We start from the raw sequence: 23,730 nt of genomic DNA, 5'->3' as shown, positions 1-23,730 counted from the left end.
GTTGGTTGTTGGTTGTTGGTTGTTGGTTGTTGGTTAGTGTTGGTTATTTGGTTGAGTGAGTAAGTTGGATTAAGTGGAGTTATTGAAAATAATGTTTGATGGGAGGTTTGTATAGAGGGAAGGTTGTAACTGAAAAGATCAGCCCGCACCGCGTTGCACAGTGCGGGTCATTATAAAGAGTTATTTGCGGGTAATAATGAAGTTGCGGATGCGTTCTGCTGCTTCTATACATTCAGCCAGCGGTGCCACAAGTGCCATGCGCACGCGCCCGGCGCCCGGGTTTACGCCATCCACATCGCGCGACAGGTAAGAGCCCGGCACCACCGTCACATGCTCCTGCTCGAACAGGTCGCGGCAGAACGCTGCGTCGTCACCGGCCACATTCGGCCACAGGTAGAAACTGCCATCCGGGCGCTGTACGTCCAGCACCGGGCTGAGGATTTCCAGTACCGCGTCGAATTTTTCGCGGTACAGGGCTCGGTTGGCGCGCACATGCACTTCGTCGTTCCACGCGGCAACGCTGGCCAGCTGGGTTTGAACCGGCATCGCGCAGCCGTGGTAGGTGCGATACAGCAGGAAGCCCTTGAGAATGTCCGCGTCACCCGCGACGAAACCCGAACGCAGGCCGGGCAGGTTGGAGCGCTTGGACAGGCTGTGGAACACCACGCAACGCTTGAAGTCCTTGCGGCCCAGTTCCACGCAGGCGCTGAGCAACCCCGGCGGCGGGGTTTGTTCGTCGAAGTACAGTTCGCTGTAGCACTCGTCAGCGGCGATCACGAAGTCGTATTCGTCAGCCAGGGCGATCAGCTTCTTGAGGGTGTCGACGGGAATCAACGCACCCGTCGGATTGCCCGGCGAGCACAGGAACAGGATCTGGCAGCGCTTCCAGATGTCCGGCGTGACCGCGTCGAAATCCGGATTGAAGCCGTTCTCGTCCAGGCACGGCAGGTAATGCGGTTTGGCCCCGGCGAGAAACGCTGCGCCTTCGTAGATCTGATAGAACGGGTTCGGGCTGACTACCAAAGCGTCATCGCCACGGTTAACCACAGTCTGGGTGAAGGCGAACAGCGCCTCGCGGGTGCCATTGACCGGCAGCACGTTGCGCGCCGGGTCGAGCCAGCCGCTCGGGACGTTGAAGCGACGCTCGCACCAGGCGGCAATGGCTTCACGCAGCTCCGGGATGCCGAGGGTGGTCGGGTACACCGCCATCTTTTCCAGATTGCTGGCCAGGGCCTCGGCGACGAAGCTTGGCGAACGGTGCTTCGGCTCACCGATCGACAGCGCGATAGGGCGCTTGTCCGGGGTTGGCGTGACGCTGCCGAGCAGGGCGCGGAGCTTTTCGAACGGGTAGGGCTGGAGCTGGGACAGGGCGTTGTTCATCGGTCGATCTCGTTCGGTGCGGGGTGTGGACAACCCTTGTTTCCTGTGGGAGCAGGCTTGCCAGCGATGGTCGTTAACGATAACGCGTGCTTGCCGGCTAATCGCGGTGTTACTGAGTCCATCGCTGGCAAGCCAGCTCCTACAAAGAGCGGGCTCGTTCCCACAGGGGAAAATTTGTTATGTCAGATACTGATGCGCGACAGCTTGATATCGGGTTCCTGGCTGACGCTCAACTGCTCGACGATTGCATCCTGCAGCCGGCTGCACAGCAGCGGATCAGACAGCGGGTGGTTGTTGGCGTCGGTGATGAAGAACACGTCTTCCACGCGCTCGCCGAGGGTGGCGATCTTGGCGTTCTGCAGCGACAGGTCGAACTCCAGGAATATCGTACCGATTCGTGCCAACAGGCCGGGGCGGTCGGGTGCGGTCAGCTCCAGCACGGTCACCGGGCGCTGAGCGTCGTTGTGGATCGTCACCTGCGGCGCAAAGGCGAAATGCTTGAGCTGGCGCGGCACCCGACGCTGGATGATGGTCGGGTAGTCGTCAGGATTACGCAGGGCTTCTGTCAGTCCGTCACGGATCTGTTTGACCCGTGCCGGATTGTCGCCGATCGAGTCGCCGTCGGTGTCGAGCACGATGTAGGTGTCGAGGGTGAACTGGCTGCTGGATGTGATGACCCGGGCGTCGTGAATGTTCAGGTTGAGCTGGTCCATCGCGGCCACGGTCACGGCGAAGAAGTCATGCTGGTCCGGCGCATAGATGAAAATCTGCGTACCGCCCTCGAATTCCCGTTGCGTGGTTTCCTTGATCAGCACCAGCGGCCCGCCGTCTGCCGGCTGCTGGAGGATCGCGTCGCTGTGCCAGGCGACATCGCCGGCGGTGTGACGCAGGAAATAGTCATCGCCCAATTGTGCCCACAACTGCTCGACGTCATCCGGATCGGTACCGCCGCGCACCAGAATGTCCAGGGCGGCGCTCTGGGTCTGGCGAATCTGCTCTTCGCGATCCACCGGATTCTCCAGGCCGCGACGCAGGGCGCGCTTGGTCTCGGTGTAGAGCTGGCGCAACAGGCTGGCGCGCCAGGAATTCCACAGCGTCGGGTTGGTGGCGTTGATGTCGGCGACGGTCAGTACGTACAGGTAGTCGAGACGGGTTTCATCGCCGACGGTCTGGGCGAAGTCGTGAATCACCTGCGGATCGGACAAGTCCTTGCGCTGGGCAGTGGTCGACATCGCCAGGTGATTCTGGACCAGCCAGACGATCAGGCGGCTGTCCCACACCGGCAACTGGTGGCGCTGGCAGAAAGCCTCTGCGTCCACAGCGCCAATTTCCGAGTGATCGCCGTGCCGGCCCTTGCCGATGTCGTGGTACAGCCCCGCCATGTAGATCAACTCGGGCTTGGGCAGTTTGGCCATCAGCTTGGCGGCCAGCGGGAATTTTTCCGACACCTGGGTGTACTGCAACTTACGCAAGTGTTTGATCAGGTTCAGCGTGTGGGCATCGACCGTATAGATGTGAAACAGATCGTGCTGCATCTGTCCGACGATGAAGCCGAACTCCGGCAAATAACGCCCAAGGATGCCGTAGCGATTCATCCGGCGCAGGTTGCGATGGATGCCGATCTTGCACTTGAACAGCTCGATGAACAGGCTGGTGTTGCGGATGTCGTTGCGGAAGTCATCGTCGATCAGGTGACGATTCTCGCGCAGCAGGCGAATGGTGTCGGCGCGTACGCCTTTGATTTCCGGCTGTTGGGCCATGAGCACGAAGATCTCGAGCATGGCGAACGGCGTGCGGCGGAACACATTGTCGTTGCGCGCCTCGATGTAGCCATCGTGCAGCTGGAAGCGCGAGTTGATCGGCTGCGGCGGCGCTTCGTCCTCCGGCGCGAGGATGACTTCCTCGAAGTGCTGGATGATCAGGTCGCTGAGCTGGGCAATGCTCATGACCACGCGGAAGTACTGCTGCATGAAGTTTTCGACGGCTTGCTTGGCATCGTCACCTTCAAAGCCCAGCAGCCCGGCAATGGCGCGCTGGTGATCGAACAGCAGGCGGTCTTCGGAGCGACCGGCAAGCATGTGCAGCGCATAGCGCACCTTCCACAGGAATTCCTGGGAAGAGGCGAGCAGGGCGTTCTCGCTTTCGACCAGGAAACCTTCCCCGGCCAGCGCCCGCAGGTTCAGGGTGCCGTACTCGCGACGGGCGAACCACAGGATCGTCTGGATATCGCGCAACCCGCCGGGCGAGCCTTTGACGTTGGGTTCCAGGTTGTATTCGGTGTCGTTGTACTTGTGGTGGCGGGCTTTCTGCTCGGCGCGCTTGGCCAGGAAGAACTCCTTGCTCGGCCACATGTGTGCGGTGCTGGTGACGTCCAGCATGCGCTGACGCAGATGTTCCGGGCCGGTAATGGTCCGGCTTTCCATGAGGTTGGTCACCACGGTCAGATCGGCGCGGGCCTCGACAGCGCATTCGTCCACCGAGCGAACGCTCTGGCCGACTTCCAGGCCAATGTCCCACAGCAGCGTTAGAAAACGCTCGATGGAATCACGGAAAACTTCGTGGTCGGCGCTGTCGAGCAAAATCAACAGGTCGATATCGGAATACGGGTGCAGTTCGCCTCGACCGTAACCGCCGACCGCAACCAGCGCGATATCGGCGTCTTCACTCCAGTCGAATTGATCCCAGGCCTTTTGCAGGATGTTATCGACGAACCAGGCGCGATCCTCGATCAGCCGACGGATATCCCGGCCGCTGCGAAAACGTGCATCGAGCACTTCGCGGGCCTGGCGGATCGCCTTCTTGAAAGCAGCGATAGGGCTTGCCTTCAGGGCCAGTTCAGCCTGGAACTGGCCGCGGTCGAAGAGTTCGGGATCCACCTGCGGCATCGATTGGCTTTCCTTTCTATAGGCTGGGTTCGGTAACGGGATCAGGCCGAGATGCGGGGGATGGTGTCATCGCTGCGCAGGGTGAAGATCTCGTAACCGGTGTCGGTCACCAGCAGGGTGTGTTCCCACTGTGCCGACAGCTTGCGGTCCTTGGTGATCGCGGTCCAGCCGTCGCCCAGCACTTTGGTGTCGGCGCGACCCTGGTTGATCATCGGCTCGATGGTGAACGTCATGCCTGCCTTCAGTTCCATGCCGGTGCCAGCGCGGCCGTAGTGCAGGATCTGCGGTTCTTCGTGGAATACCTTGCCGATACCGTGACCACAGAACTCGCGAACCACCGAGAAACCGTTCTTCTCAGCGTGCTTCTGGATCACTTCACCGATATCGCCCAGGCGGCAGCCGGGCTTGACCAGCTCAATGGCCTTGTACATGCATTCCTGAGTCACTTGCGACAGGCGCTCGGCCCAGACCGGCACGCTGCCGACGTGGAACATGCGGCTGGTGTCGCCGTGGTAGCCGTCCTTGATGACCGTCACGTCGATGTTCAGGGTGTCGCCATCTTTCAGCGGCTTGTCGTTCGGGATGCCATGGCAGACCACATGGTTGATCGACGTGCAGATCGACTTTGGATAGCCCTTGTAGTTGAGCGGGGCAGGGATCGCTTTCTGCTCATTGACGATGTAGTCGTGGCAGATCTGGTTCAACTGATCGGTGGTAACGCCCGGCTTGACATGTTCGGCAATCATTTCCAGCACATCGGCGGCCAGTTTGCCGGCGATGCGCATTTTTGCGATGTCCTCGGGAGTTTTGAGGGTGACGGTCATACAGGCTCTCTCTGCGCTCGATGGCGCTTTCATAACGAAAAGGGCGTTGCGCAATCGAACTTCGCAGCCCTGAAAAACGCGATTCTATCAGACGATCAGCGCAAATCCGCGCTTCTGTGCATCGCTTCTCTCTATAGAATGGTGCATTCTGGGCGGATTCCAAGGGAGGGAGTATCCCGGTCGCCGGGATTTCAGAATCCGGGTTCCGTTTTCCCCTGCCCTGTGATATAAAATGCGCCGCTTTCCGGGGATGCCCCGAAAAGCCTAAATCCACACACGTGTCGACACGATGACCTGGGTGCCTTCAGCTGATGCTGCTGGTTGGTCATTGGGATACGTGGAGGCCAAACCCGACTTACTAAGGAACTATCATGTCCCAAGTCAACATGCGCGATATGCTGAAGGCCGGTGTGCACTTCGGTCACCAGACCCGTTACTGGAACCCGAAAATGGGTAAATACATTTTCGGCGCGCGTAACAAGATCCACATCATCAACCTTGAAAAAACCCTGCCAATGTTCAACGAAGCTCTGACTTTCGTAGAGCGTCTGGCCCAGGGCAAAAACAAGATTCTGTTCGTCGGCACCAAGCGTTCCGCTGGCAAGATCGTTGCTGAAGAAGCAGCACGTTGCGGTTCGCCGTACGTCGATCACCGCTGGTTGGGCGGCATGCTGACCAACTTCAAAACCATCCGTGCTTCCATCAAGCGTCTGCGTGACCTTGAAGTACAAGCCGAAGACGGTACTTTCGCCAAGCTGACCAAGAAAGAAGCGCTGATGCGCTCCCGTGACCTGGAAAAGCTGGATCGTTCCCTGGGTGGTATCAAGGACATGGGCGGTCTGCCAGACGCTCTGTTCGTTATCGACGTTGATCACGAGCGCATCGCGATCACCGAAGCCAACAAGCTGGGCATCCCGGTTATCGGCGTAGTCGATACCAACAGCAGCCCGGAAGGCGTTGACTACATCATCCCAGGCAACGATGACGCCATCCGCGCTATCCAGCTGTACATGGGTTCGATGGCTGACGCTGTTATCCGTGGTCGCAACAACGTTTCTGGCGGCACCGAAGTTTTCGTTGAAGAAGCTCCGGCAGCTGCAGCTGAGTAATTGACGCCCTGGCGTTGACTCAGTAAGCAAAAAGGGGGCTTGGCCCCCTTTTTGCCACCTCGAAAACCATTTGTCGGCGGCGCAGCTACAGCATTTGTAACGTGCAGCAGCTTACAAGGGTGGTTCGGGAAGAATTGAACGCCCGTTCGATCGGGTGGAATGGTTGATAACCTATCCAAGAGGAATTTTGAAATGGCAGAGATTACTGCAGCGTTGGTCAAAGAACTGCGCGAGCGTACTGGCGAAGGCATGATGGACTGCAAAAAGGCCTTGACCAAGGCTGGCGGCGACATCGAAAAAGCCATTGATGACATGCGTGCTTCGGGCGCCATCAAGGCTGCCAAGAAAGCCGGCAACGTTGCCGCTGAAGGCGCTATCGCCATCAAGGCAGACGACAAGTCCGCCGTACTGCTGGAAGTGAACTCGCAGACCGACTTCCTGGCCCTGCAAGACGACTTCAAAAACTTCGTTGCTGCCAGCGTAGAAAAAGCCTTCGCCGAAAAACTGACCGACGCAGCTCCGCTGATCGCCGCTCAGGAATCGGCTCGTGAAGCCCTGGTGGCCAAGGTTGGCGAAAACGTCAACATCCGTCGCCTGGTTCGTGTTGAAGGTGACGTGGTCGGTACTTACCTGCACGGTAACAAGATCGGTGTTGCTGTTGTTCTCAAGGGCGGCGATGTACAGCTGGCCAAAGAGATCGCCATGCACGTGGCGGCAAGCAACCCTGAGTTCCTGCTGCCATCGCAGGTTTCGCCAGAAGCCATCGAGCGCGAGAAGGGCGTTTTCATGTCCCTGAACGAAGACAAGATGAAAGGCAAGCCTGCTGAAATCGTCGAGAAGATGATTGCTGGCCGTATCACCAAGTTCCTGGCTGAAGCCAGCCTGGTAGAGCAAGCTTTCGTGATGAACCCAGAAATCACCGTTGGTGCTCTGGCCAAGAAAGCCGGTGCTGAAATCGTTTCCTTCACCTACTTCAAAGTAGGCGAAGGCATCGAGAAGCCAGTGGACAACTTCGCAGAAGAAGTTGCTGCCCAACTGGCTGCTGCCAAGCAATAAGACGGTTTTTTAACTGTCGCCCTGAAGAGGCTGCCCGCTCACGCGCGCAGCCTCTTTTCAGATGGGTTGCCAATTTTTATTTGGTTTCCATTTGGAACTGGCTTACAAAGCCATGTTCCGATGGCGCTGAAGCAGCGCCAAGCTAGAGTGAACGCCAGCTGAAAACAGCTCGCAAAGAATTTTTTAAAATACGCCGCAGGAGAGATTCGCAATGGCTCAGCAGGGCAGTGGTTATCAGGCTCGCTATAAACGCATTCTACTCAAACTTAGCGGCGAGGCCCTGATGGGCTCGGAAGAGTTCGGGATCGATCCGAAAGTTCTGGATCGCATGGCATTGGAAGTCGGCCAGCTGGTTGGCATCGGTGTTCAGGTCGGTCTGGTGATCGGCGGTGGCAACCTGTTCCGCGGTGCGGCGCTGAGCGCGGCCGGCATGGATCGGGTAACGGGCGACCACATGGGCATGCTGGCCACTGTGATGAACGCGCTGGCCATGCGCGACGCGCTTGAGCGTGCCAATATCTCCGCCATCGTGATGTCGGCCATTTCCATGGTGGGTGTGACCGATCACTACGATCGCCGCAAAGCCATGCGTCACCTGAACTCCAAGGAAGTCGTGATTTTCGCGGCCGGTACTGGCAATCCGTTCTTCACCACGGACTCGGCTGCCTGCCTGCGCGCAATCGAAATCGATGCTGATGTCGTACTCAAGGCAACCAAGGTCGATGGTGTCTACACCGCTGATCCATTCAAAGACCCGCACGCCGAGAAGTTCGATCATCTGACCTACGATGAAGTGCTGGATCGCAAGCTGGGCGTGATGGATCTGACGGCCATTTGCCTGTGCCGCGATCACAAGATGCCGCTGCGCGTATTTAACATGAACAAACCCGGCGCCCTGCTGAACATCGTGCATGGCGGCGCCGAAGGAACCCTGATCGAGGAAGTTCAACAATGATCAACGAAATCAAGAAAGACGCTCAAGAGCGCATGCAGAAATCCGTGGAATCGCTGGCGCACAATTTCGGCCGTATCCGTACCGGCCAGGCGCATCCAAGCATTCTCGAAGGTGTGATGGTGCCGTACTACGGTTCCGACACGCCGATCAAGCAAGTCGCCAACATCACCGTCAAAGACGCCCGTACCCTGCAAGTCGTGGCCTTTGAGCGCAACATGCTCGGTGCCGTCGACAAGGCGATCGGTAGCGCAGGTCTGAACCTGAACCCGACCAACCTGGGTGAGTTGCTGCTGATCTCCATGCCGGCCCTGACTGAAGAAACCCGCAAGGGCTTCACCAAGCAAGCTCGCGATGTTGCAGAAGATGCCCGTGTTGCCGTGCGTAACATCCGTCGTGATGCCAACAGCCAGCTCAAGGATCTGGTCAAGGAAAAAGAGATCAGCGAAGACGAAGAGCGTCGTGCGACTGGCGAGATCGACGATCTGACCAAGAAGTACGTGGCTCAAATCGACGCGAACCTGGCGCAGAAAGAAAAAGACCTGATGGCCGTATAAGGGTCGATTTTTCATGGAAAAGACCAAGCAGATTGCGCCCTCCGCGGTGCCGCGCCATGTCGCGATCATCATGGATGGTAATAATCGCTGGGCGAAAAAACGCTTTATGCCGGGTGTCGCCGGGCATAAAGCGGGTGTCGATGCGGTTCGTGCAGTCATCGAAGTGTGTGCTGAGTCAGGGGTCGAGGTATTGACCCTGTTCGCGTTCTCCAGTGAGAACTGGCAGCGCCCGGCCGATGAGGTCAGTGCCTTGATGGATCTGTTCTTCAAGGCATTGCGGCGTGAGGCCAAGCGCCTCAATGACAACAACATCAGCTTGCGAATCATCGGTGATCGTTCGCGGTTTCATCCGGAGCTTCAGGCCGCCATGCGTGAAGCCGAGAACATGACCGCTGGCGCCAACCGTTTCGTCCTGCAGATCGCCGCCAACTACGGTGGCCAGTGGGATATCGCGCAGGCCGCTCAGCGTCTGGCGCGGGAAGTTCAGGCCGGGCACCTGCGTCCGGAAGACATCACCCCGGATTTGCTGCAAGCCTGTCTGGCGACCGGCGATCTGCCGTTGCCGGACTTGTGCATCCGCACCGGTGGCGAGCATCGCATCAGCAACTTCCTGCTGTGGCAGCTGGCTTACGCCGAGTTGTACTTCTCCGACCTGTTCTGGCCGGACTTCAAACACGATGCCATGCGTAATGCGCTGGCCGATTTCGCATCCCGCCAGCGTCGCTTCGGTAAAACGAGCGAGCAGGTCGAGGCTGGAGCCCGGGTTTAATGCTTAAACAACGAATCATCACCGCGCTGATCCTGCTGCCGATTGCCTTGGGCGGGTTTTTCCTGCTGGAAGGCTCCGGTTTTGCGCTGTTCATCGGGCTGGTCGTGACCCTCGGTGCCTGGGAATGGGCGCGTCTGGCGGGCTTCACCGCTCAGCCTGTTCGCGTTGCCTATGCCGCCATCGTCGCGTTGATGCTGTTTATCATGTACATCCTGCCCGGCCTTGCGCCTTGGGTGCTGGGTGCTTCAGTGCTGTGGTGGGCGATTGCAACCTATCTGGTGCTGACGTATCCGCGCTCCAGCGAGCATTGGGCCAGCGCGGCCTGCAAGCTGGTGATCGGTCTGCTGATCCTGCTGCCGGCCTGGCAAGGCCTGGTGCAGATCAAGCAGCAGCCCTTGGGCAACTGGCTGATCATGGCGGTGATGGTGCTGGTCTGGGGCGCTGATATTGGCGCGTACTTTTCCGGTCGGGCTTTCGGCAAGCGCAAGCTGGCGCCGCAGGTCAGTCCTGGCAAGAGCTGGGAAGGTGTTTACGGCGGCTTGGCCCTGAGCCTGGTCATCACCGTAATCGTCGGCTTTGTTCGTGACTGGACCGTTGCCGAACTGTTCAAAGGCCTGATCGGCGCGGCCGTGATCGTGTTTATTTCGGTTGTCGGCGACCTGACCGAAAGCATGTTCAAGCGCCAATCCGGGATCAAGGACAGCAGCAATCTGCTGCCAGGTCATGGCGGCGTGCTGGATCGCATCGACAGCCTGACCGCCGCCATTCCGGTGTTCGCCGTTCTGTTGTGGATGGCCGCACCATGAGCCGTCCTCAGCAGATTACCGTTCTGGGGGCGACCGGCTCGATCGGTTTGAGCACACTTGATGTCATCGCTCGTCATCCCGAGCGCTATCAGGCCTTTGCATTGAGCGGATTCACTCGATTGAGTGAATTGCTGGCATTGTGCGTACGTCATACGCCACGCTTTGCCGTTGTGCCGCAAGCCGCGGCTGCGCGCAGCCTGCAGGACGATTTGCGCGCGGCAGGCCTTTCGACTCGTGTGCTGGTGGGCGAAGAAGGTTTGTGTCAGGTCGCTGCCGATCCTGAAGTGGATGCAGTCATGGCGGCCATTGTCGGTGCAGCAGGTCTGCGGCCGACTCTGGCAGCAGTCGAGGCGGGCAAGAAAATCCTCCTCGCCAACAAAGAAGCGCTGGTCATGTCCGGTGCATTGTTCATGCAGGCTGTGCGCAAAAGCGGCTCCGTCCTGCTGCCGATCGACAGTGAGCACAACGCAATATTCCAGTGCATGCCAGCGGATTTTGCCCGTGGTCTCAGCTCGGTTGGCGTGCGTCGGATTTTACTGACGGCCTCTGGTGGCCCATTCCGACAGACGCCCATGGCAGAGTTGGCGCATGTTTCACCTGATCAGGCGTGCGCTCACCCTAACTGGTCCATGGGGCGCAAGATTTCGGTCGATTCGGCCAGCATGATGAACAAAGGGCTCGAGTTGATCGAGGCCTGCTGGTTGTTCGATGCCAAGCCGTCCCAGGTCGAGGTGGTGATTCACCCGCAAAGCGTGATTCATTCGCTGGTCGACTACATTGATGGCTCGGTTTTGGCCCAGCTGGGTAATCCGGATATGCGTACGCCAATCTCCAATGCACTGGCCTGGCCGGAGCGGATCGATTCGGGCGTGCCGCCGCTGGATCTGTTTGCCATCGCGCGCCTGGATTTCCAGGCGCCGGACGAAGAGCGCTTCCCTTGTCTGCGCCTGGCGCGGCAGGCGGCAGAAGCGGGTAACAGTGCTCCGGCCATGCTTAATGCGGCGAATGAAGTAGCGGTGGCAGCGTTTCTCGACGGACGGGTTCGTTACCTGGAAATCGCGAGTATCATCGAGGAAACCTTGAATGTTGAGCCTGTGGTAGCAGTCGATGATCTCGAGGCAGTGTTCACGGCGGATGCGAAAGCGCGTCTGCTGGCCGAACAATGGTTGAGTCGTCACGGGCGGTAAGTGCTGCAAGGCATTGGCCATGCAGCACCGGACAGGAATGCGGAGAAAGTAGATGAGCGCGCTCTATATGATTGTCGGCACCCTGGTGGCTTTGGGTGTGCTGGTTACCTTCCACGAGTTCGGCCACTTCTGGGTCGCGCGTCGCTGTGGGGTCAAAGTGCTGCGCTTCTCCGTAGGCTTCGGCATGCCGCTGCTGCGCTGGCACGACAAACAAGGCACCGAGTTCGTGGTAGCTGCCATCCCGTTGGGCGGCTACGTGAAAATGCTCGACGAGCGTGAAGGCGAAGTTCCGGCGGATCAGGTCGATCAGTCCTTTAATCGCAAAACCGTTCGTCAGCGTATTGCTATCGTGGCGGCCGGGCCGATTGCCAACTTTCTGCTGGCGTTGGGTTTTTTCTGGGTGGTGGCCATGCTCGGCAGCGAGCAGGTCCGTCCGGTCATTGGTGCCGTGGAATCCGGCAGCATCGCCGCCAAGGCCGGCCTGACCGCGGGTCAGGAGATCATTTCCATCGATGGTGAGCCGACTTCCGGCTGGGCAGCTGTGAATTTGCAGTTGGTCCGTCGCCTCGGCGAGAGCGGTTCACTGCAGGTGCTGGTTCGCGATCAGGGCTCTTCGATGGAGTCGCCCCGTGAGCTGGCACTGGATAAGTGGTTGAAGGGCGCCGACGAGCCGGATCCGATCCGTTCGCTGGGTATTCGACCATGGCGCCCGGCACTGCCGCCGGTGCTGGCTGAGCTTGATCCGAAAGGTCCGGCGCAGGCTGCCGGGCTGAAGATGGGTGACCGTCTGCTGGCACTGGATGGCAAGGCGCTGGACGACTGGCAGCAGGTGGTCGACACCGTCCGTATGCGTCCTGATACCAAAATCATGCTGCGGGTTGAGCGCGATGGTGCTCAAATCGACGTCCCGGTGACACTGGCTGCCCGTGGCGAGAGCAAGGCGCCCAGCGGATACCTGGGGGCAGGGGTGAAAGCGGTCGACTGGCCGCCGGAAATGATTCGCGAGGTCAGCTACGGGCCATTGGCCGCGATTGGAGAGGGGGCTCGACGCACCTGGACCATGAGCGTGCTGACCCTCGATTCACTGAAGAAAATGTTGTTCGGCGAGCTCTCGGTAAAAAACTTGAGTGGACCGATAACCATTGCTAAAGTGGCGGGCGCTTCGGCCCAGTCGGGTGTTGCTGATTTCCTGAATTTCCTTGCTTATCTGAGTATTAGCCTGGGAGTTCTGAATTTGCTGCCCATTCCTGTGCTGGATGGGGGGCATTTGTTGTTTTATCTGATCGAGTGGGCGCGTGGTCGTCCCTTGTCGGATCGGGTGCAGGGTTGGGGGATACAGATCGGTATCAGTTTGGTGGTCGGAGTGATGTTGCTTGCTCTGGTCAATGATCTGGGACGTCTGTAACACTTCGCTGAATTGCGAATCTGCCGCATTTTGCGGCAGTTTGTTTATTGCCAGTTGGAATAAGAAAGGACTTCATGAAACGTCTGCTGCTAACTGCGGTTCTCACCGTATTGATGATCGCCGAAGTTCACGCCGAGTCCTTCACTATCTCTGATATTCGCGTCAATGGCCTCCAGCGGGTCTCCGCGGGTAGCGTCTTTGGTGCTTTGCCGTTGAACGTCGGTGAACAGGCGGATGATCGTCGCCTGGTGGAATCCACTCGTGCGCTGTTCAAAACCGGGTTCTTTCAAGATATCCAGCTGGGCCGCGATGGCAACGTCCTTGTCATTACGGTAGTCGAGCGTCCGTCGGTTGCCAGTATCGAAATCGAAGGTAACAAGGCGATCTCCACTGAAGACCTGATGAAGGGCCTCAAGCAGTCCGGTCTGGCCGAAGGCGAAATCTTTCAGCGCGCCACCCTCGAAGGCGTGCGTAACGAACTGCAGCGCCAGTACGTGGCCCAGGGTCGCTACTCCGCTACCGTCGACACCGAAGTGGTGCCGCAACCGCGTAACCGCGTGGGCCTGAAGGTCAACATCAACGAAGGCACCGTTGCGGCTATCCAGCACATCAACGTGGTGGGTAACACGGTCTTCCCTGATGAAGACCTGATCGACCTGTTCGAACTCAAGACCACCAACTGGCTGTCGTTCTTCAAGAACGATGACAAGTACGCCCGTGAAAAACTTTCCGGTGACCTGGAGCGACTGCGTTCCTACTACCTGGACCGTGGCTATATCAACATGGATATCGCTTCGACCCAGGTGTCCATCACCCCGGACAAGAAGCACGTCTACATCACCGTCAACATCAACGAAGGTGACAAGTACACTGTTCGTGACGTGAAGTTGAGCGGTGACCTGAAAGTCCCTGAAGACCAGATCAAGTCCCTGCTGCTGGTGCAGAAAGGCCAGGTGTTCTCGCGCAAGCTGATGACCACTACTTCCGAACTGATCACCCGTCGCCTGGGTAACGAAGGTTATACCTTCGCCAACGTCAACGGCGTGCCACAGCCGCACGATGATGATCACACCGTAGATATCACTTTCGCGGTCGATCCAGGCAAGCGTGCCTACGTGAACCGAATCAACTTCCGCGGCAACACCAAGTCCGAAGACGAAGTGCTGCGTCGTGAAATGCGTCAGATGGAAGGTGGCTGGGCTTCGACCTACCTGATCGACCAATCCAAGACCCGTCTGGAGCGTCTGGGCTTCTTCAAGGAAGTCAACGTTGAAACGCCAGCGGTGCCAGGTGTCGATGACCAGGTTGACGTCAACTACAGCGTTGAAGAGCAAGCCTCCGGTTCGATTACCGCCAGCGTTGGTTTCGCCCAGAGTGCCGGTCTGATCCTCGGTGGCTCGATCACCCAGAACAACTTCCTCGGTACCGGTAACAAGGTCAGCATCGGCTTGACCCGCAGCGAATACCAGAGCCGCTATAACTTCGGTTATGTCGACCCGTACTGGACTGCTGACGGCGTGAGCCTGGGTTACAACGCCTTCTACCGCACCACCGACTACGATGACCTCGACGTCGACGTAGCCAGCTACTCCGTAGACAGCCTGGGTGCAGGCGTGAGTGTTGGTTACCCGATCAGCGAGACTTCGCGTCTGACCTTTGGTCTGACGGCTCAACAGGACGAAATCAAGACCGGTGTATACACCGTTGACGAGATCTTTGACTTCGTTGACAAGGAAGGCGACAAGTACCTGAACTTCAAGGCTTCGGCCGGTTGGTCCGAGTCCACCTTGAACAAGGGCGTACTCGCGACACGTGGTCATTCCCAGAGCCTCGTGCTGGAAACCACGACGCCGGGCAGCGACCTGTCGTTCTTCAAGCTCGATTACCGTGGCCAGCTGTTCCAGCCATTGAGCGACAACTACACCATGCGCCTGCACACCGAATTGGGTTATGGCGATGGCTACGGTTCAACCGACGGCTTGCCATTCTATGAAAACTACTATGCTGGTGGTTTCAACTCGGTTCGTGGCTTCAAGGACAGCACACTGGGTCCTCGCAGTACGCCAAGTACCGGCAAGAACCCAGGCACTGCGGTCGATCCGGACCAGGATCCGCTGCCGTTCGGTGGTAACGTCCTGATCCAGGGTGGTGTTGAAGTCCTGTTCCCGCTGCCGTTCGTCAAGGATCAGCGATCCCTGCGTACCTCGGTATTCTGGGATGTGGGTAACGTATTCGACTCATCGTGCTCCGATACTGTGAACGCCGATGGCACGAAGTCCAACACCAAGTGCAACGACATTAGCCTGAGCAATATGGCCAGTTCTGTTGGTGTAGGTGTGACATGGGTCACCGCACTGGGTCCTTTGAGTTTTGCGTTGGCCATGCCAGTCAAGAAACCGGATGACGCTGAAACTCAAGTGTTCCAATTCTCCCTCGGTCAGACGTTCTAAGCGTTTGACCCAAGATAACGACAATGGATTTTGTAGGAGTACATCGTGCGTAAGTTGACTCAATTGGTTCTCCTGGCTTCCGTGCTGGTAGCAGGTCCGGCATTTGCCGACATGAAAATCGCCGTTCTGAACTATCAGATGGCCCTGCTGGAATCCGATGCGGCCAAGAAGTACGCCGTGGATGCCGAGAAGAAGTTCGGCCCGCAACTGACCAAGCTCAAGACTCTGGAAAGCAGCGCCAAGGGTATTCAGGATCGTCTGATGGCGGGTGGCGACAAGATGCAGCAAGGCGAGCGTGAGCGTCTGGAGCTTGAATTCAAGCAAAAGGCTCGTGATTTCCAGTTCCAGTCCAAGGAACTGAACGAAGCCAAGGCTGTTGCCGATCGTGAAATGCTGAAGCAGCTCAAGCCAAAACTGGACAGCGCTGTGGAAGAAGTCATCAAGAAAGGTGCTTTTGACCTGGTCTTCGAGCGTGGTGCAGTGATTGATGTCAAGCCTCAGTACGACATCACGCGCCAGGTTATCGAGCGCATGAATCAGCTGAAGTAATCCATGACCGCGACTATAAAGCTCGGCCAATTGGCCGAGTTCCTTGGCGCCACACTGCGTGGCGACCCGGAGAAAGAAATCACTGGGCTAGCCACCTTGCAGGAGGCTGGCCCAGCTCAGTTGAGCTTTCTCGCAAACCCCCAGTATCGTAAATACCTGGCAGGCAGTCAGGCTGCAGCGCTGTTGCTGAAAGCCGCTGACGCCGAAGGTTTTTCCGGTAATACACTGGTGGTGCCTGATCCGTACGCTGCCTACGCGCGTATCTCTCACCTGTTCGATCCCAAACCCAAAGCAGCTGCCGGCATTCACCCGACAGCAGTGATTGCGGCTGATGCGGTGGTTGACCCTGCGGCGAGCATCGGCGCGTTTGCCGTCATCGAAAGCGGCGTGCGTATTGCGGCCGGTACCACCGTTGGCGCGCACTGCTTCATCGGTGCCCGTAGCGTGATCGACGAAGGTGGCTGGCTGGCTCCGCGCGTGACCTTGTATCACGACGTACGTATCGGCAAGCGGGTAGTGATTCAGTCCGGTGCCGTACTGGGTGGCGAAGGTTTCGGTTTTGCCAACGAGAAAGGCATCTGGCAGAAAATCGCCCAGATTGGTGGGGTCTTGATCGGCGATGACGTGGAGATCGGCGTGAATACCGCCATCGACCGTGGCGCGCTGGCCGATACCATCATCGGTAACGGTGTGAAGCTCGACAACCAGATTCAGATCGCCCACAACGTCCAGGTCGGTGATCACACCGCCATGGCCGCGTGCGTGGGGATTTCCGGCAGCACCAAGATCGGCAAGCACTGCATGCTTGCCGGTGGCGTAGGGCTGGTGGGGCATATCGATATTTGCGACAACGTGTTCATCACCGGGATGACCATGGTGACCCACTCGATCACCGAGCCAGGCGCCTATTCATCCGGCACGGCGATGCAGCCAGCGGCCGAATGGCGCAAAAGCGCGGCACGTCTGCGTCAGCTCGATGACATCGCGCGACGTTTGCGACAGCTGGAAAAGCAAACAGGGGAAGTGACCCCTGGCGGTAATGCTTCATCAGATGGCTGATACCATTTCCATATCAAGTGTGCACAGCCGCTAGACTGCGTCCTTGATTTGCTAGAGGGGTGTGCGTCAGTCGCGCGCTCCCAATCTTTACATAGGCTTCCCCCCGAAATGATGGACATCAACGAGATTCGCGAATACCTGCCTCACCGTTACCCGTTCCTGCTGGTGGACCGGGTCGTGGATCTGGATGTGGAAGGCAAGCGCATTCGCGCCTACAAGAATGTCAGCATCAACGAACCGTTCTTCAATGGTCACTTCCCTGCGCATCCAATCATGCCGGGCGTTCTGATCATCGAGGCGATGGCTCAGGCTGCCGGGATCCTTGGTTTCAAAATGCTCGACGTGAAGCCGGCCGATGGCACGCTTTACTACTTCGTCGGTTCCGACAAGCTGCGTTTCCGCCAGCCAGTGCTGCCGGGTGATCAGTTGATCCTCGAAGCCAAGTTCCTGAGCTGCAAGCGTCAGATCTGGAAATTCGAATGCCAGGCTTCGGTCGATGGCAAGCCGGTCTGCTCTGCTGAAATCATCTGCGCGGAACGCAAACTATGAGTTTGATTGACCCTCGTGCAATCATCGATCCGACGGCTGTTCTGGCCGACGGTGTCGAGGTCGGCCCGTGGTCGATCATCGGCGCAGGTGTGGAAATCGGCGAGGGGACAGTGATCGGGCCGCACGTGATTCTCAAAGGCCCGACCCGAATCGGTAAGTACAACCGCATCTATCAGTTTTCCTCGGTAGGTGAGGACACGCCTGACCTGAAATACAAAGGCGAGGAAACCCGCCTGGTGATCGGTGACCACAACGTCATCCGTGAAGGCGTGACGATTCACCGCGGGACCATTCAGGATCGTTCGGAAACGACCCTGGGTGATCACAACCTGATCATGGCTTACGCGCACATCGGTCACGACAGCGTCATCGGCAACCATTGCATCCTGGTCAACAACACCGCGCTGGCTGGCCACGTGCACGTTGAAGACTGGGCGATCCTCTCTGGCTTTACCCTGGTCCACCAGTATTGCCACATCGGCGCCCACAGCTTTTCCGGCATGGGCACGGCAATTGGCAAGGACGTTCCAGCGTATGTCACGGTGTTCGGCAACCCGGCCGAAGCTCGCAGCATGAACTTCGAAGGCATGCGCCGTCGCGGTTTCAGCGAAGATGCGATCCACGCCCTGCGTCGCGCCTACAAGGTGGTTTACCGCCAGGGCCTGACAGTCGAGCAGGCACTCGCCGAGCTGGCCGAACCCTCGATCCAGTTCCCGGAAGTTGCAGTGTTCCGCGACTCCATCCAGTCTTCGACCCGCGGCATCACTCGCTAATCATGGCCAATCTGCGTATTGCGCTGGTAGCGGGTGAAGCTTCCGGCGACATTCTCGGCGCGGGACTCATGCGTGCGCTCAAGGCACGTCACCCGGCGGTCGAATTCATCGGTGTCGGTGGTCCGCTGATGCAGGCCGAAGGCCTGAACCCGTATTTCCCGATGGAACGCCTGTCGGTGATGGGCCTGGTGGAAGTGCTGGGCCGGTTGCGCGAGTTACTGGCGCGACGCAAAAAGCTGGTTGCCGACCTGATCGCTGCGAAGCCGGACGTTTTCATCGGTATCGATGCGCCGGACTTCAACCTCAATATCGAACTCAAGTTGCGTCAGGCCGGGATCAAGACCGTGCATTACGTCAGCCCGTCGGTATGGGCCTGGCGGCAGAAGCGGGTACTGAAGATTCGCGAAGGCTGCGATCTGATGCTGACGCTGTTCCCGTTTGAAGCCAGATTCTATGAAGAGAAGGGTGTGCCGGTACGGTTCGTCGGCCACTCCCTGGCTGACGCCATTCCGCTCCAGGCTGATCGTGCCGCCGCTCGCGCCGAGCTGGGCTTGCCTGACGGGCCGCTGGTCGCGCTGATGCCGGGCAGTCGCGGTGGTGAAGTCGGCCGCCTCGGTGCGCTGTTTCTTGATACCGCCCAGCGTCTGCGGGCCTTGCGCCCCGGCGTCAGGTTCGTCATGCCGTGCGCCAGTCCTGAGCGTCGTGCGCAGCTTGAAGAAATGCTCGCCGGCCGCGATCTGCCGCTGACCTTGCTCGATGGCAAATCGCACCTGGCGCTGGCCGCCTGCGATGCGGTATTGATCGCTTCCGGAACGGCGACGCTTGAGGCCTTGCTGTACAAGCGGCCGATGGTGGTGGCTTACCGCCTGGCACCGCTGACGTTCTGGATTCTCAAGCGGATGGTGAAAAGCCCTTACGTGTCCCTGCCGAATCTGCTGGCCCAGCGTCTGCTGGTACCCGAATTACTGCAGGACGATGCGACGGTCGATGCGCTGGCCCAAACCTTGTCGCCGCTGATCGAGGGTGGCGAAGAGCAAACCCGTGGCTTCGATGAAATTCACCGGACCCTGCGTCTTGATGCCTCCAACCAGGCGGCGGATGCCGTGCTCAACCTGATCGGCGACGTACAATGAGTAAGACAAGCATGCAGATGGGGCTGGATTTCACCTTGGTCGCCGAAGTTGAAGAATTGGTTGCCGGTGTCGACGAAGTCGGTCGGGGCCCGCTCTGTGGCGCGGTGGTCACGGCTGCCGTGATTCTCGATCCGAATCGGCCGATCCTCGGTTTGAACGACTCGAAGAAGCTCACCGAAGCCCGGCGCGAGAAGCTTTACGACGAGATCTGCGAAAAAGCCCTGAGCTGGTGCATCGCTCGCGCCGAAGTCGAAGAAATCGATGAACTGAACATCCTGCATGCCACCATGCTGGCCATGCAGCGAGCCGTCGCCGGGCTGCACATCCAGCCGAAACTGGCGATGATCGACGGCAACCGTTGCCCGAAATTGCCGATGCGCGCCGAAGCGGTGGTGCAGGGCGACGGCAAGGTTCCGGCCATCGCTGCGGCGTCGATTCTGGCCAAGGTCAGCCGCGACCGTGAAATGGCCGCGTTTGAATTGATCTATCCGGGTTACGGCATTGGCGGCCATAAAGGCTACCCGACACCCGTTCATCTGGAAGCGCTGTCACGCTTGGGGCCGACCCCGATTCACCGGCGTTCGTTTGCGCCTGTGCGCCTGGCCTATGAAGCGCGGGAAAGCCTGATCGAGAGTTAGCAGCAAGGCTGATTTTTTTTGCCAAGGCCCGGTACAATCCGGGCCTTGTTGTCTTCATGTTTACAGACAGGATCACTATGCCGGCTTCATTCGTTCATCTACGCCTGCACACTGAATACTCCCTGGTCGATGGTCTGGTGCGGATCAAGCCGCTGGTCAAGACGCTGGTCGGCATGAACATGCCAGCCGTCGCGGTCACCGACCAGAACAACATGTGTTCCCTGGTCAAATTCTATAAAAACGCCATGGGGGCCGGGATCAAGCCGATCTGCGGCGCCGACCTGTGGCTGTCGAACAAGGATCCGGACAATGCCCTGAGCCGGATCAGCCTGCTGGTAATGAACGCCGTCGGCTATCGCAACCTGACCGAGTTGATCTCCCGCGGCTTCATCGATGGCCAGCGCAATGGCTCGATCATCATAGAGCGTGAGTGGGTGGCCGAGGCCAATGAAGGCTTGATCATGCTGTCGGCGGCCAAGGAAGGTGAGATCGGTCAGGCCATTATCAGTGGCAATCCGGACGAAGCCGAAACCCTGGCGCGCGAATGGATGGCGGTTTTTCCGGACCGTTTCTATCTGGAGATTCAGCGGACCAATCGGCCGAATGACGAAGAGCAGCTGCACGGCGCTGTCGCCCTGGCCGAGAAGATCGGCGCGCCACTGGTGGCGACCAACGATGTGCGCTTCATCAAGCAGGAAGACTTCGCTGCCCACGAAACCCGCGTATGTATTGGTGAGGGCCGCGCCCTCGACGATCCGCGGCGTTCGAAGAATTACAGCGATCAGCAATACCTCAAAAGCGCCGAGGAAATGGCCGAGCTGTTCAGCGACATTCCCGAAGCGCTGGAAAACACCGTCGAGATCGCCAAGCGCTGCAACATCGATGTGAAGCTGGGCACGCACTTCCTGCCCAACTTCCCGATCCCCGATGGCATGACCATCGATGAATATTTCCGCAAGGTGTCCTTCGATGGCCTTGAGGAGCGGCTTGCGGTCCTGCTGCCCAAGGACACCACTGAAGATTACGAAGCCAAGCGCCAGGTCTATGTCGACCGGCTGAATTTCGAGCTGGATATCATCATCCAGATGGGCTTTCCCGGTTACTTCCTGATCGTGATGGACTTTATCCAGTGGGCCAAGAACAACGGCGTGCCGGTAGGTCCTGGCCGTGGGTCGGGTGCCGGCTCGCTGGTGGCCTACGTACAGAAGATCACCGACCTCGACCCGCTGGAATATGACCTGCTGTTCGAACGTTTCCTTAACCCGGAACGGGTTTCGATGCCCGACTTCGACGTCGACTTCTGCATGGACGGTCGTGACCGGGTCATCGACTATGTGGCCGAGAAGTACGGCCGCAACGCCGTGAGCCAGATCATCACCTTTGGTTCCATGGCGGCGAAGGCGGTGGTCCGCGACGTGGCACGGGTGCAGGGCAAGTCCTATGGCCTGGCGGATCGTCTGTCGAAGATGATTCCGTTCGAAGTGGGCATGACCCTGGAAAAAGCCTACGAACAGGAAGAAATCCTGCGTGACTTCATCAAGGTCGATGAAGAAGCCGCGGAAATCTGGGAGATGGCCCGCAAGCTCGAAGGCGTTGTGCGTAACGTCGGTAAACACGCCGGTGGTGTGGTGATTGCGCCGACCAAGCTGACCGACTTCTCGCCGATCTATTGCGACGAAGCAGGCGACGGCCTGGTGACCCAGTTCGACAAGGATGACGTTGAAGCCGCCGGTCTGGTGAAGTTCGACTTCCTGGGTCTGCGGACCCTGACGATCATCGACTGGGCGCTGAAAACCATCAACCGCGATCGCGCCAAGGTCAACGAACCGCCGCTCGACATCGCGTTCATCCCGCTGGACGACAAACCGACCTACACGCTGCTGCAAAAAGCCGAAACCACGGCGGTGTTCCAGCTTGAATCGCGCGGCATGAAAGAGCTGATCAAAAAGCTCAAGCCCGACTGCCTTGAAGACTTGATCGCACTGGTGGCACTGTTCCGTCCGGGCCCGCTGCAATCGGGCATGGTGGACGACTTCATCAACCGTAAGCACGGTCGCGCCGAACTGGCGTATCCGCACTCGGACTACCAGTACGAAGGCTTGAAGCCGGTATTAGCACCGACTTACGGCATCATCCTGTATCAGGAACAGGTGATGCAGATTGCCCAGGTGATGGCGGGCTACACCCTCGGCGGTGCGGACATGCTGCGTCGAGCCATGGGTAAGAAAAAGCCCGAGGAAATGGCCAAGCAGCGTGGCGGTTTCATTGAAGGTTGCGCCACCAACAATATTGACGCGGACCTTGCCGGTAACATTTTCGACCTGGTAGAAAAATTCGCCGGTTACGGCTTCAACAAATCCCACTCCGCTGCCTATGGCCTGGTGTCGTACCAGACCGCATGGCTGAAAGCGCACTACCCGGCACCGTTCATGGCCGCGGTGCTCTCGGCGGATATGCACAACACGGACAAGGTCGTGACCTTGATCGAAGAAGTGCGCACGATGAAGCTGCGTCTCGACGCGCCGGACGTGAACACTTCGGAATTCAAGTTCACGGTGAACGACGAAGGCCGGATCATTTACGGTCTCGGTGCGATCAAGGGCGTGGGTGAGGGCCCGGTGGAGGCGATCACCGAAGCGCGCCTGAAAGGCCCGTTCAAGGACCTGTTCGATTTCTGCGCCCGGGTCGACCTCAAGCGCATCAACAAGCGTACCCTCGACGGCTTGATCCGCAGCGGTGCGCTGGATCGTCTTGGCCCGTATTTCCATGACGAGCAGAAAGCCTACCAAGCCAACATCGACCGCAATCGCGCGGTGTTGCTGACCGCCATGGAAGAAGCGATCAAGGCCGCCGAACAAACCGCACGCACCCAGGACAGTGGTCACTCCGACCTGTTTGGCGGTTTGTTTGTCGAAGAAGACGCCGACGTCTACGCCAACCATCGCAAGGCCAAGGAACTGACCCTCAAGGAACGCCTGAAAGGGGAGAAAGACACCCTCGGCCTGTACCTGACCGGTCACCCGATCGACGAATACGAGGGTGAAATCCGTCGTTTCGCACGTCAGCGCATCATCGATTTGAAACCGGCGCGCGACACCCAGACGGTCGCCGGGATGATCATCGCCCTGCGTGTGATGAAGAACAAAAAGGGCGACAAGATGGGGTTCATCACCCTTGACGACCGCTCTGGCCGAATCGAGGCCTCGCTGTTTTCCGAAGCGTTCCATTCCGCGCAATCGCTGTTGCAGACCGACGCGATGGTGGTGGTCGAGGGCGAGGTCAGCAACGACGACTTCTCCGGTGGCCTGAAGCTGCGGGTCAAGCGGGTGATGAGCATGGAAGATGCGCGCACCAACCTGGCCGAGAGCCTGCGTTTGAAGCTGCACGCCAAGGATCTCAAGGGCGATCAGCTACGCTGGCTGGGTGAACTGTTAAAGCGTCACCGCGGTGCCTGTCCGATCACCATGGACTACACCAGCCCCGACGCAAAGGCCTTGCTGCAGTTCGGTGAAGGCTGGCGAATCGATCCGGCGGATGCGTTGATTCAAGCCCTGCGTGACCAGTTCGGGCGAGACAACGTCTTCCTCCAATACCGTTGACCGGCAGGTAATGTCAGAACGCCTGCCCGCAACCTGAATTTTTAATCTCG

19 protein-coding genes are annotated in these 23,730 nt (G+C 58.6%); 16 read left to right on the top strand and 3 right to left on the bottom strand.

What is annotated here, in order from left to right; genetic code table 11:
- Positions 1–180: 180 nt before the first annotated feature.
- From dapC to map, 3 genes are all read right to left on the bottom strand, one after another.
- Positions 181–1,380: a succinyldiaminopimelate transaminase gene (gene dapC / locus M5G20_RS24750; protein ID WP_273921302.1), complete on the bottom strand. Its 1,200-nt coding sequence runs from the start codon at positions 1,378–1,380 to the stop codon at positions 181–183.
- Positions 1,381–1,562: 182 nt separating this feature from the next.
- Positions 1,563–4,265 carry a [protein-PII] uridylyltransferase gene (locus M5G20_RS24745; protein ID WP_150732097.1) on the bottom strand — a complete coding sequence of 901 codons (2,703 nt, stop codon included), beginning with the start codon at positions 4,263–4,265 and terminating at the stop codon, positions 1,563–1,565.
- 41 nt (positions 4,266–4,306) lie between these two features.
- The gene (gene map, locus M5G20_RS24740; RefSeq protein WP_273921301.1) at positions 4,307–5,089 is read right to left on the bottom strand and encodes a type I methionyl aminopeptidase; all 783 of its coding nucleotides are present in this window, start codon (positions 5,087–5,089) and stop codon (positions 4,307–4,309) included.
- A 371-nt stretch (positions 5,090–5,460) separates the two neighbouring features.
- Between map and rpsB the strand changes: the two genes are divergently transcribed.
- The 16 genes from rpsB to dnaE all read left to right on the top strand — a co-directional run bounded on the left by rpsB (position 5,461) and on the right by dnaE (position 23,680).
- The gene (gene rpsB, locus M5G20_RS24735; protein WP_060541028.1) at positions 5,461–6,198 is read left to right on the top strand and encodes a 30S ribosomal protein S2; all 738 of its coding nucleotides are present in this window, start codon (positions 5,461–5,463) and stop codon (positions 6,196–6,198) included.
- Positions 6,199–6,390: 192 nt separating this feature from the next.
- Positions 6,391–7,254, top strand: coding sequence for a translation elongation factor Ts (tsf, locus tag M5G20_RS24730; RefSeq protein ID WP_273921300.1), 864 nt, complete (start codon positions 6,391–6,393; stop codon positions 7,252–7,254).
- Positions 7,255–7,465: 211 nt separating this feature from the next.
- Positions 7,466–8,209: a UMP kinase gene (gene pyrH / locus M5G20_RS24725; protein WP_003198235.1), complete on the top strand. Its 744-nt coding sequence runs from the start codon at positions 7,466–7,468 to the stop codon at positions 8,207–8,209.
- Positions 8,206–8,763 (top strand): ribosome recycling factor, encoded by a 558-nt coding sequence (gene frr, locus M5G20_RS24720; protein ID WP_075946742.1) that lies wholly within the window; start codon positions 8,206–8,208, stop codon positions 8,761–8,763. Before pyrH ends, frr begins: the two co-directional genes overlap by 4 nt.
- A gap of 13 nt (positions 8,764–8,776) precedes the next feature.
- Complete coding sequence (uppS, locus tag M5G20_RS24715; protein ID WP_150732100.1) at positions 8,777–9,532, top strand: polyprenyl diphosphate synthase; 756 nt, start codon at positions 8,777–8,779, stop codon at positions 9,530–9,532.
- A complete protein-coding gene (locus M5G20_RS24710) occupies positions 9,532–10,338 on the top strand; it encodes a phosphatidate cytidylyltransferase (protein WP_273921299.1) in 807 nt (268 codons plus the stop codon). The genes uppS and M5G20_RS24710 overlap by 1 nt, the downstream gene beginning before the upstream one ends.
- Positions 10,335–11,525: a 1-deoxy-D-xylulose-5-phosphate reductoisomerase gene (gene ispC, locus M5G20_RS24705; RefSeq protein ID WP_273921298.1), complete on the top strand. Its 1,191-nt coding sequence runs from the start codon at positions 10,335–10,337 to the stop codon at positions 11,523–11,525. Before M5G20_RS24710 ends, ispC begins: the two co-directional genes overlap by 4 nt.
- Positions 11,526–11,577: 52 nt before the next feature.
- The gene (rseP, locus tag M5G20_RS24700) at positions 11,578–12,930 is read left to right on the top strand and encodes a sigma E protease regulator RseP (RefSeq protein WP_273921297.1); all 1,353 of its coding nucleotides are present in this window, start codon (positions 11,578–11,580) and stop codon (positions 12,928–12,930) included.
- A gap of 74 nt (positions 12,931–13,004) precedes the next feature.
- Positions 13,005–15,380: an outer membrane protein assembly factor BamA gene (gene bamA, locus M5G20_RS24695; RefSeq protein ID WP_273921296.1), complete on the top strand. Its 2,376-nt coding sequence runs from the start codon at positions 13,005–13,007 to the stop codon at positions 15,378–15,380.
- Between the two features lie 45 nt (positions 15,381–15,425).
- Positions 15,426–15,929: an OmpH family outer membrane protein gene (locus M5G20_RS24690; RefSeq protein ID WP_007990260.1), complete on the top strand. Its 504-nt coding sequence runs from the start codon at positions 15,426–15,428 to the stop codon at positions 15,927–15,929.
- Between the two features lie 3 nt (positions 15,930–15,932).
- Complete coding sequence (gene lpxD / locus M5G20_RS24685; protein ID WP_273921295.1) at positions 15,933–16,988, top strand: UDP-3-O-(3-hydroxymyristoyl)glucosamine N-acyltransferase; 1,056 nt, start codon at positions 15,933–15,935, stop codon at positions 16,986–16,988.
- 108 nt (positions 16,989–17,096) lie between these two features.
- Positions 17,097–17,537 (top strand): 3-hydroxyacyl-ACP dehydratase FabZ, encoded by a 441-nt coding sequence (gene fabZ / locus M5G20_RS24680; RefSeq protein ID WP_007907157.1) that lies wholly within the window; start codon positions 17,097–17,099, stop codon positions 17,535–17,537.
- Positions 17,534–18,310: an acyl-ACP--UDP-N-acetylglucosamine O-acyltransferase gene (gene lpxA, locus M5G20_RS24675; protein WP_075946749.1), complete on the top strand. Its 777-nt coding sequence runs from the start codon at positions 17,534–17,536 to the stop codon at positions 18,308–18,310. Before fabZ ends, lpxA begins: the two co-directional genes overlap by 4 nt.
- Before the next feature lie 2 nt (positions 18,311–18,312).
- Complete coding sequence (gene lpxB, locus M5G20_RS24670) at positions 18,313–19,443, top strand: lipid-A-disaccharide synthase (RefSeq protein ID WP_273921293.1); 1,131 nt, start codon at positions 18,313–18,315, stop codon at positions 19,441–19,443.
- Positions 19,444–19,454: 11 nt separating this feature from the next.
- The gene (rnhB, locus tag M5G20_RS24665) at positions 19,455–20,081 is read left to right on the top strand and encodes a ribonuclease HII (RefSeq protein ID WP_139315768.1); all 627 of its coding nucleotides are present in this window, start codon (positions 19,455–19,457) and stop codon (positions 20,079–20,081) included.
- Positions 20,082–20,158: 77 nt separating this feature from the next.
- Positions 20,159–23,680 (top strand): DNA polymerase III subunit alpha, encoded by a 3,522-nt coding sequence (gene dnaE, locus M5G20_RS24660; protein WP_212625620.1) that lies wholly within the window; start codon positions 20,159–20,161, stop codon positions 23,678–23,680.
- Positions 23,681–23,730 lie beyond the last annotated feature (50 nt).

This window comes from Pseudomonas sp. TNT2022 ID1044 (assembly GCF_028656895.1).
GTDB lineage: Bacteria > Pseudomonadota > Gammaproteobacteria > Pseudomonadales > Pseudomonadaceae > Aquipseudomonas > Aquipseudomonas reinekei.
Note: the sequence above shows the minus strand (reverse complement) of the source record. Positions and strands in the feature narration are given on the sequence as shown.

Bases quoted from the DNA above. Each gene is read 5' to 3' on its own strand.
- rseP (WP_273921297.1), top strand. From the start codon at position 11,578: ATGAGCGCGCTCTATATGATTGTCGGCACCCTGGTGGCTTTGGGTGTG.
- uppS (WP_150732100.1), top strand. From the start codon at position 8,777: ATGGAAAAGACCAAGCAGATTGCGCCCTCCGCGGTGCCGCGCCATGTC.
- map (WP_273921301.1), bottom strand. From the start codon at position 5,089: ATGACCGTCACCCTCAAAACTCCCGAGGACATCGCAAAAATGCGCATC.
- bamA (WP_273921296.1), top strand. From the start codon at position 13,005: ATGAAACGTCTGCTGCTAACTGCGGTTCTCACCGTATTGATGATCGCC.
- pyrH (WP_003198235.1), top strand. From the start codon at position 7,466: ATGGCTCAGCAGGGCAGTGGTTATCAGGCTCGCTATAAACGCATTCTA.
- tsf (WP_273921300.1), top strand. From the start codon at position 6,391: ATGGCAGAGATTACTGCAGCGTTGGTCAAAGAACTGCGCGAGCGTACT.
- fabZ (WP_007907157.1), top strand. From the start codon at position 17,097: ATGATGGACATCAACGAGATTCGCGAATACCTGCCTCACCGTTACCCG.
- M5G20_RS24745 (WP_150732097.1), bottom strand. From the start codon at position 4,265: ATGCCGCAGGTGGATCCCGAACTCTTCGACCGCGGCCAGTTCCAGGCT.
- lpxA (WP_075946749.1), top strand. From the start codon at position 17,534: ATGAGTTTGATTGACCCTCGTGCAATCATCGATCCGACGGCTGTTCTG.
- frr (WP_075946742.1), top strand. From the start codon at position 8,206: ATGATCAACGAAATCAAGAAAGACGCTCAAGAGCGCATGCAGAAATCC.
- dnaE (WP_212625620.1), top strand. From the start codon at position 20,159: ATGCCGGCTTCATTCGTTCATCTACGCCTGCACACTGAATACTCCCTG.
- rpsB (WP_060541028.1), top strand. From the start codon at position 5,461: ATGTCCCAAGTCAACATGCGCGATATGCTGAAGGCCGGTGTGCACTTC.
- lpxD (WP_273921295.1), top strand. From the start codon at position 15,933: ATGACCGCGACTATAAAGCTCGGCCAATTGGCCGAGTTCCTTGGCGCC.
- lpxB (WP_273921293.1), top strand. From the start codon at position 18,313: ATGGCCAATCTGCGTATTGCGCTGGTAGCGGGTGAAGCTTCCGGCGAC.
- M5G20_RS24710 (WP_273921299.1), top strand. From the start codon at position 9,532: ATGCTTAAACAACGAATCATCACCGCGCTGATCCTGCTGCCGATTGCC.
- ispC (WP_273921298.1), top strand. From the start codon at position 10,335: ATGAGCCGTCCTCAGCAGATTACCGTTCTGGGGGCGACCGGCTCGATC.
- rnhB (WP_139315768.1), top strand. From the start codon at position 19,455: ATGCAGATGGGGCTGGATTTCACCTTGGTCGCCGAAGTTGAAGAATTG.
- dapC (WP_273921302.1), bottom strand. From the start codon at position 1,380: ATGAACAACGCCCTGTCCCAGCTCCAGCCCTACCCGTTCGAAAAGCTC.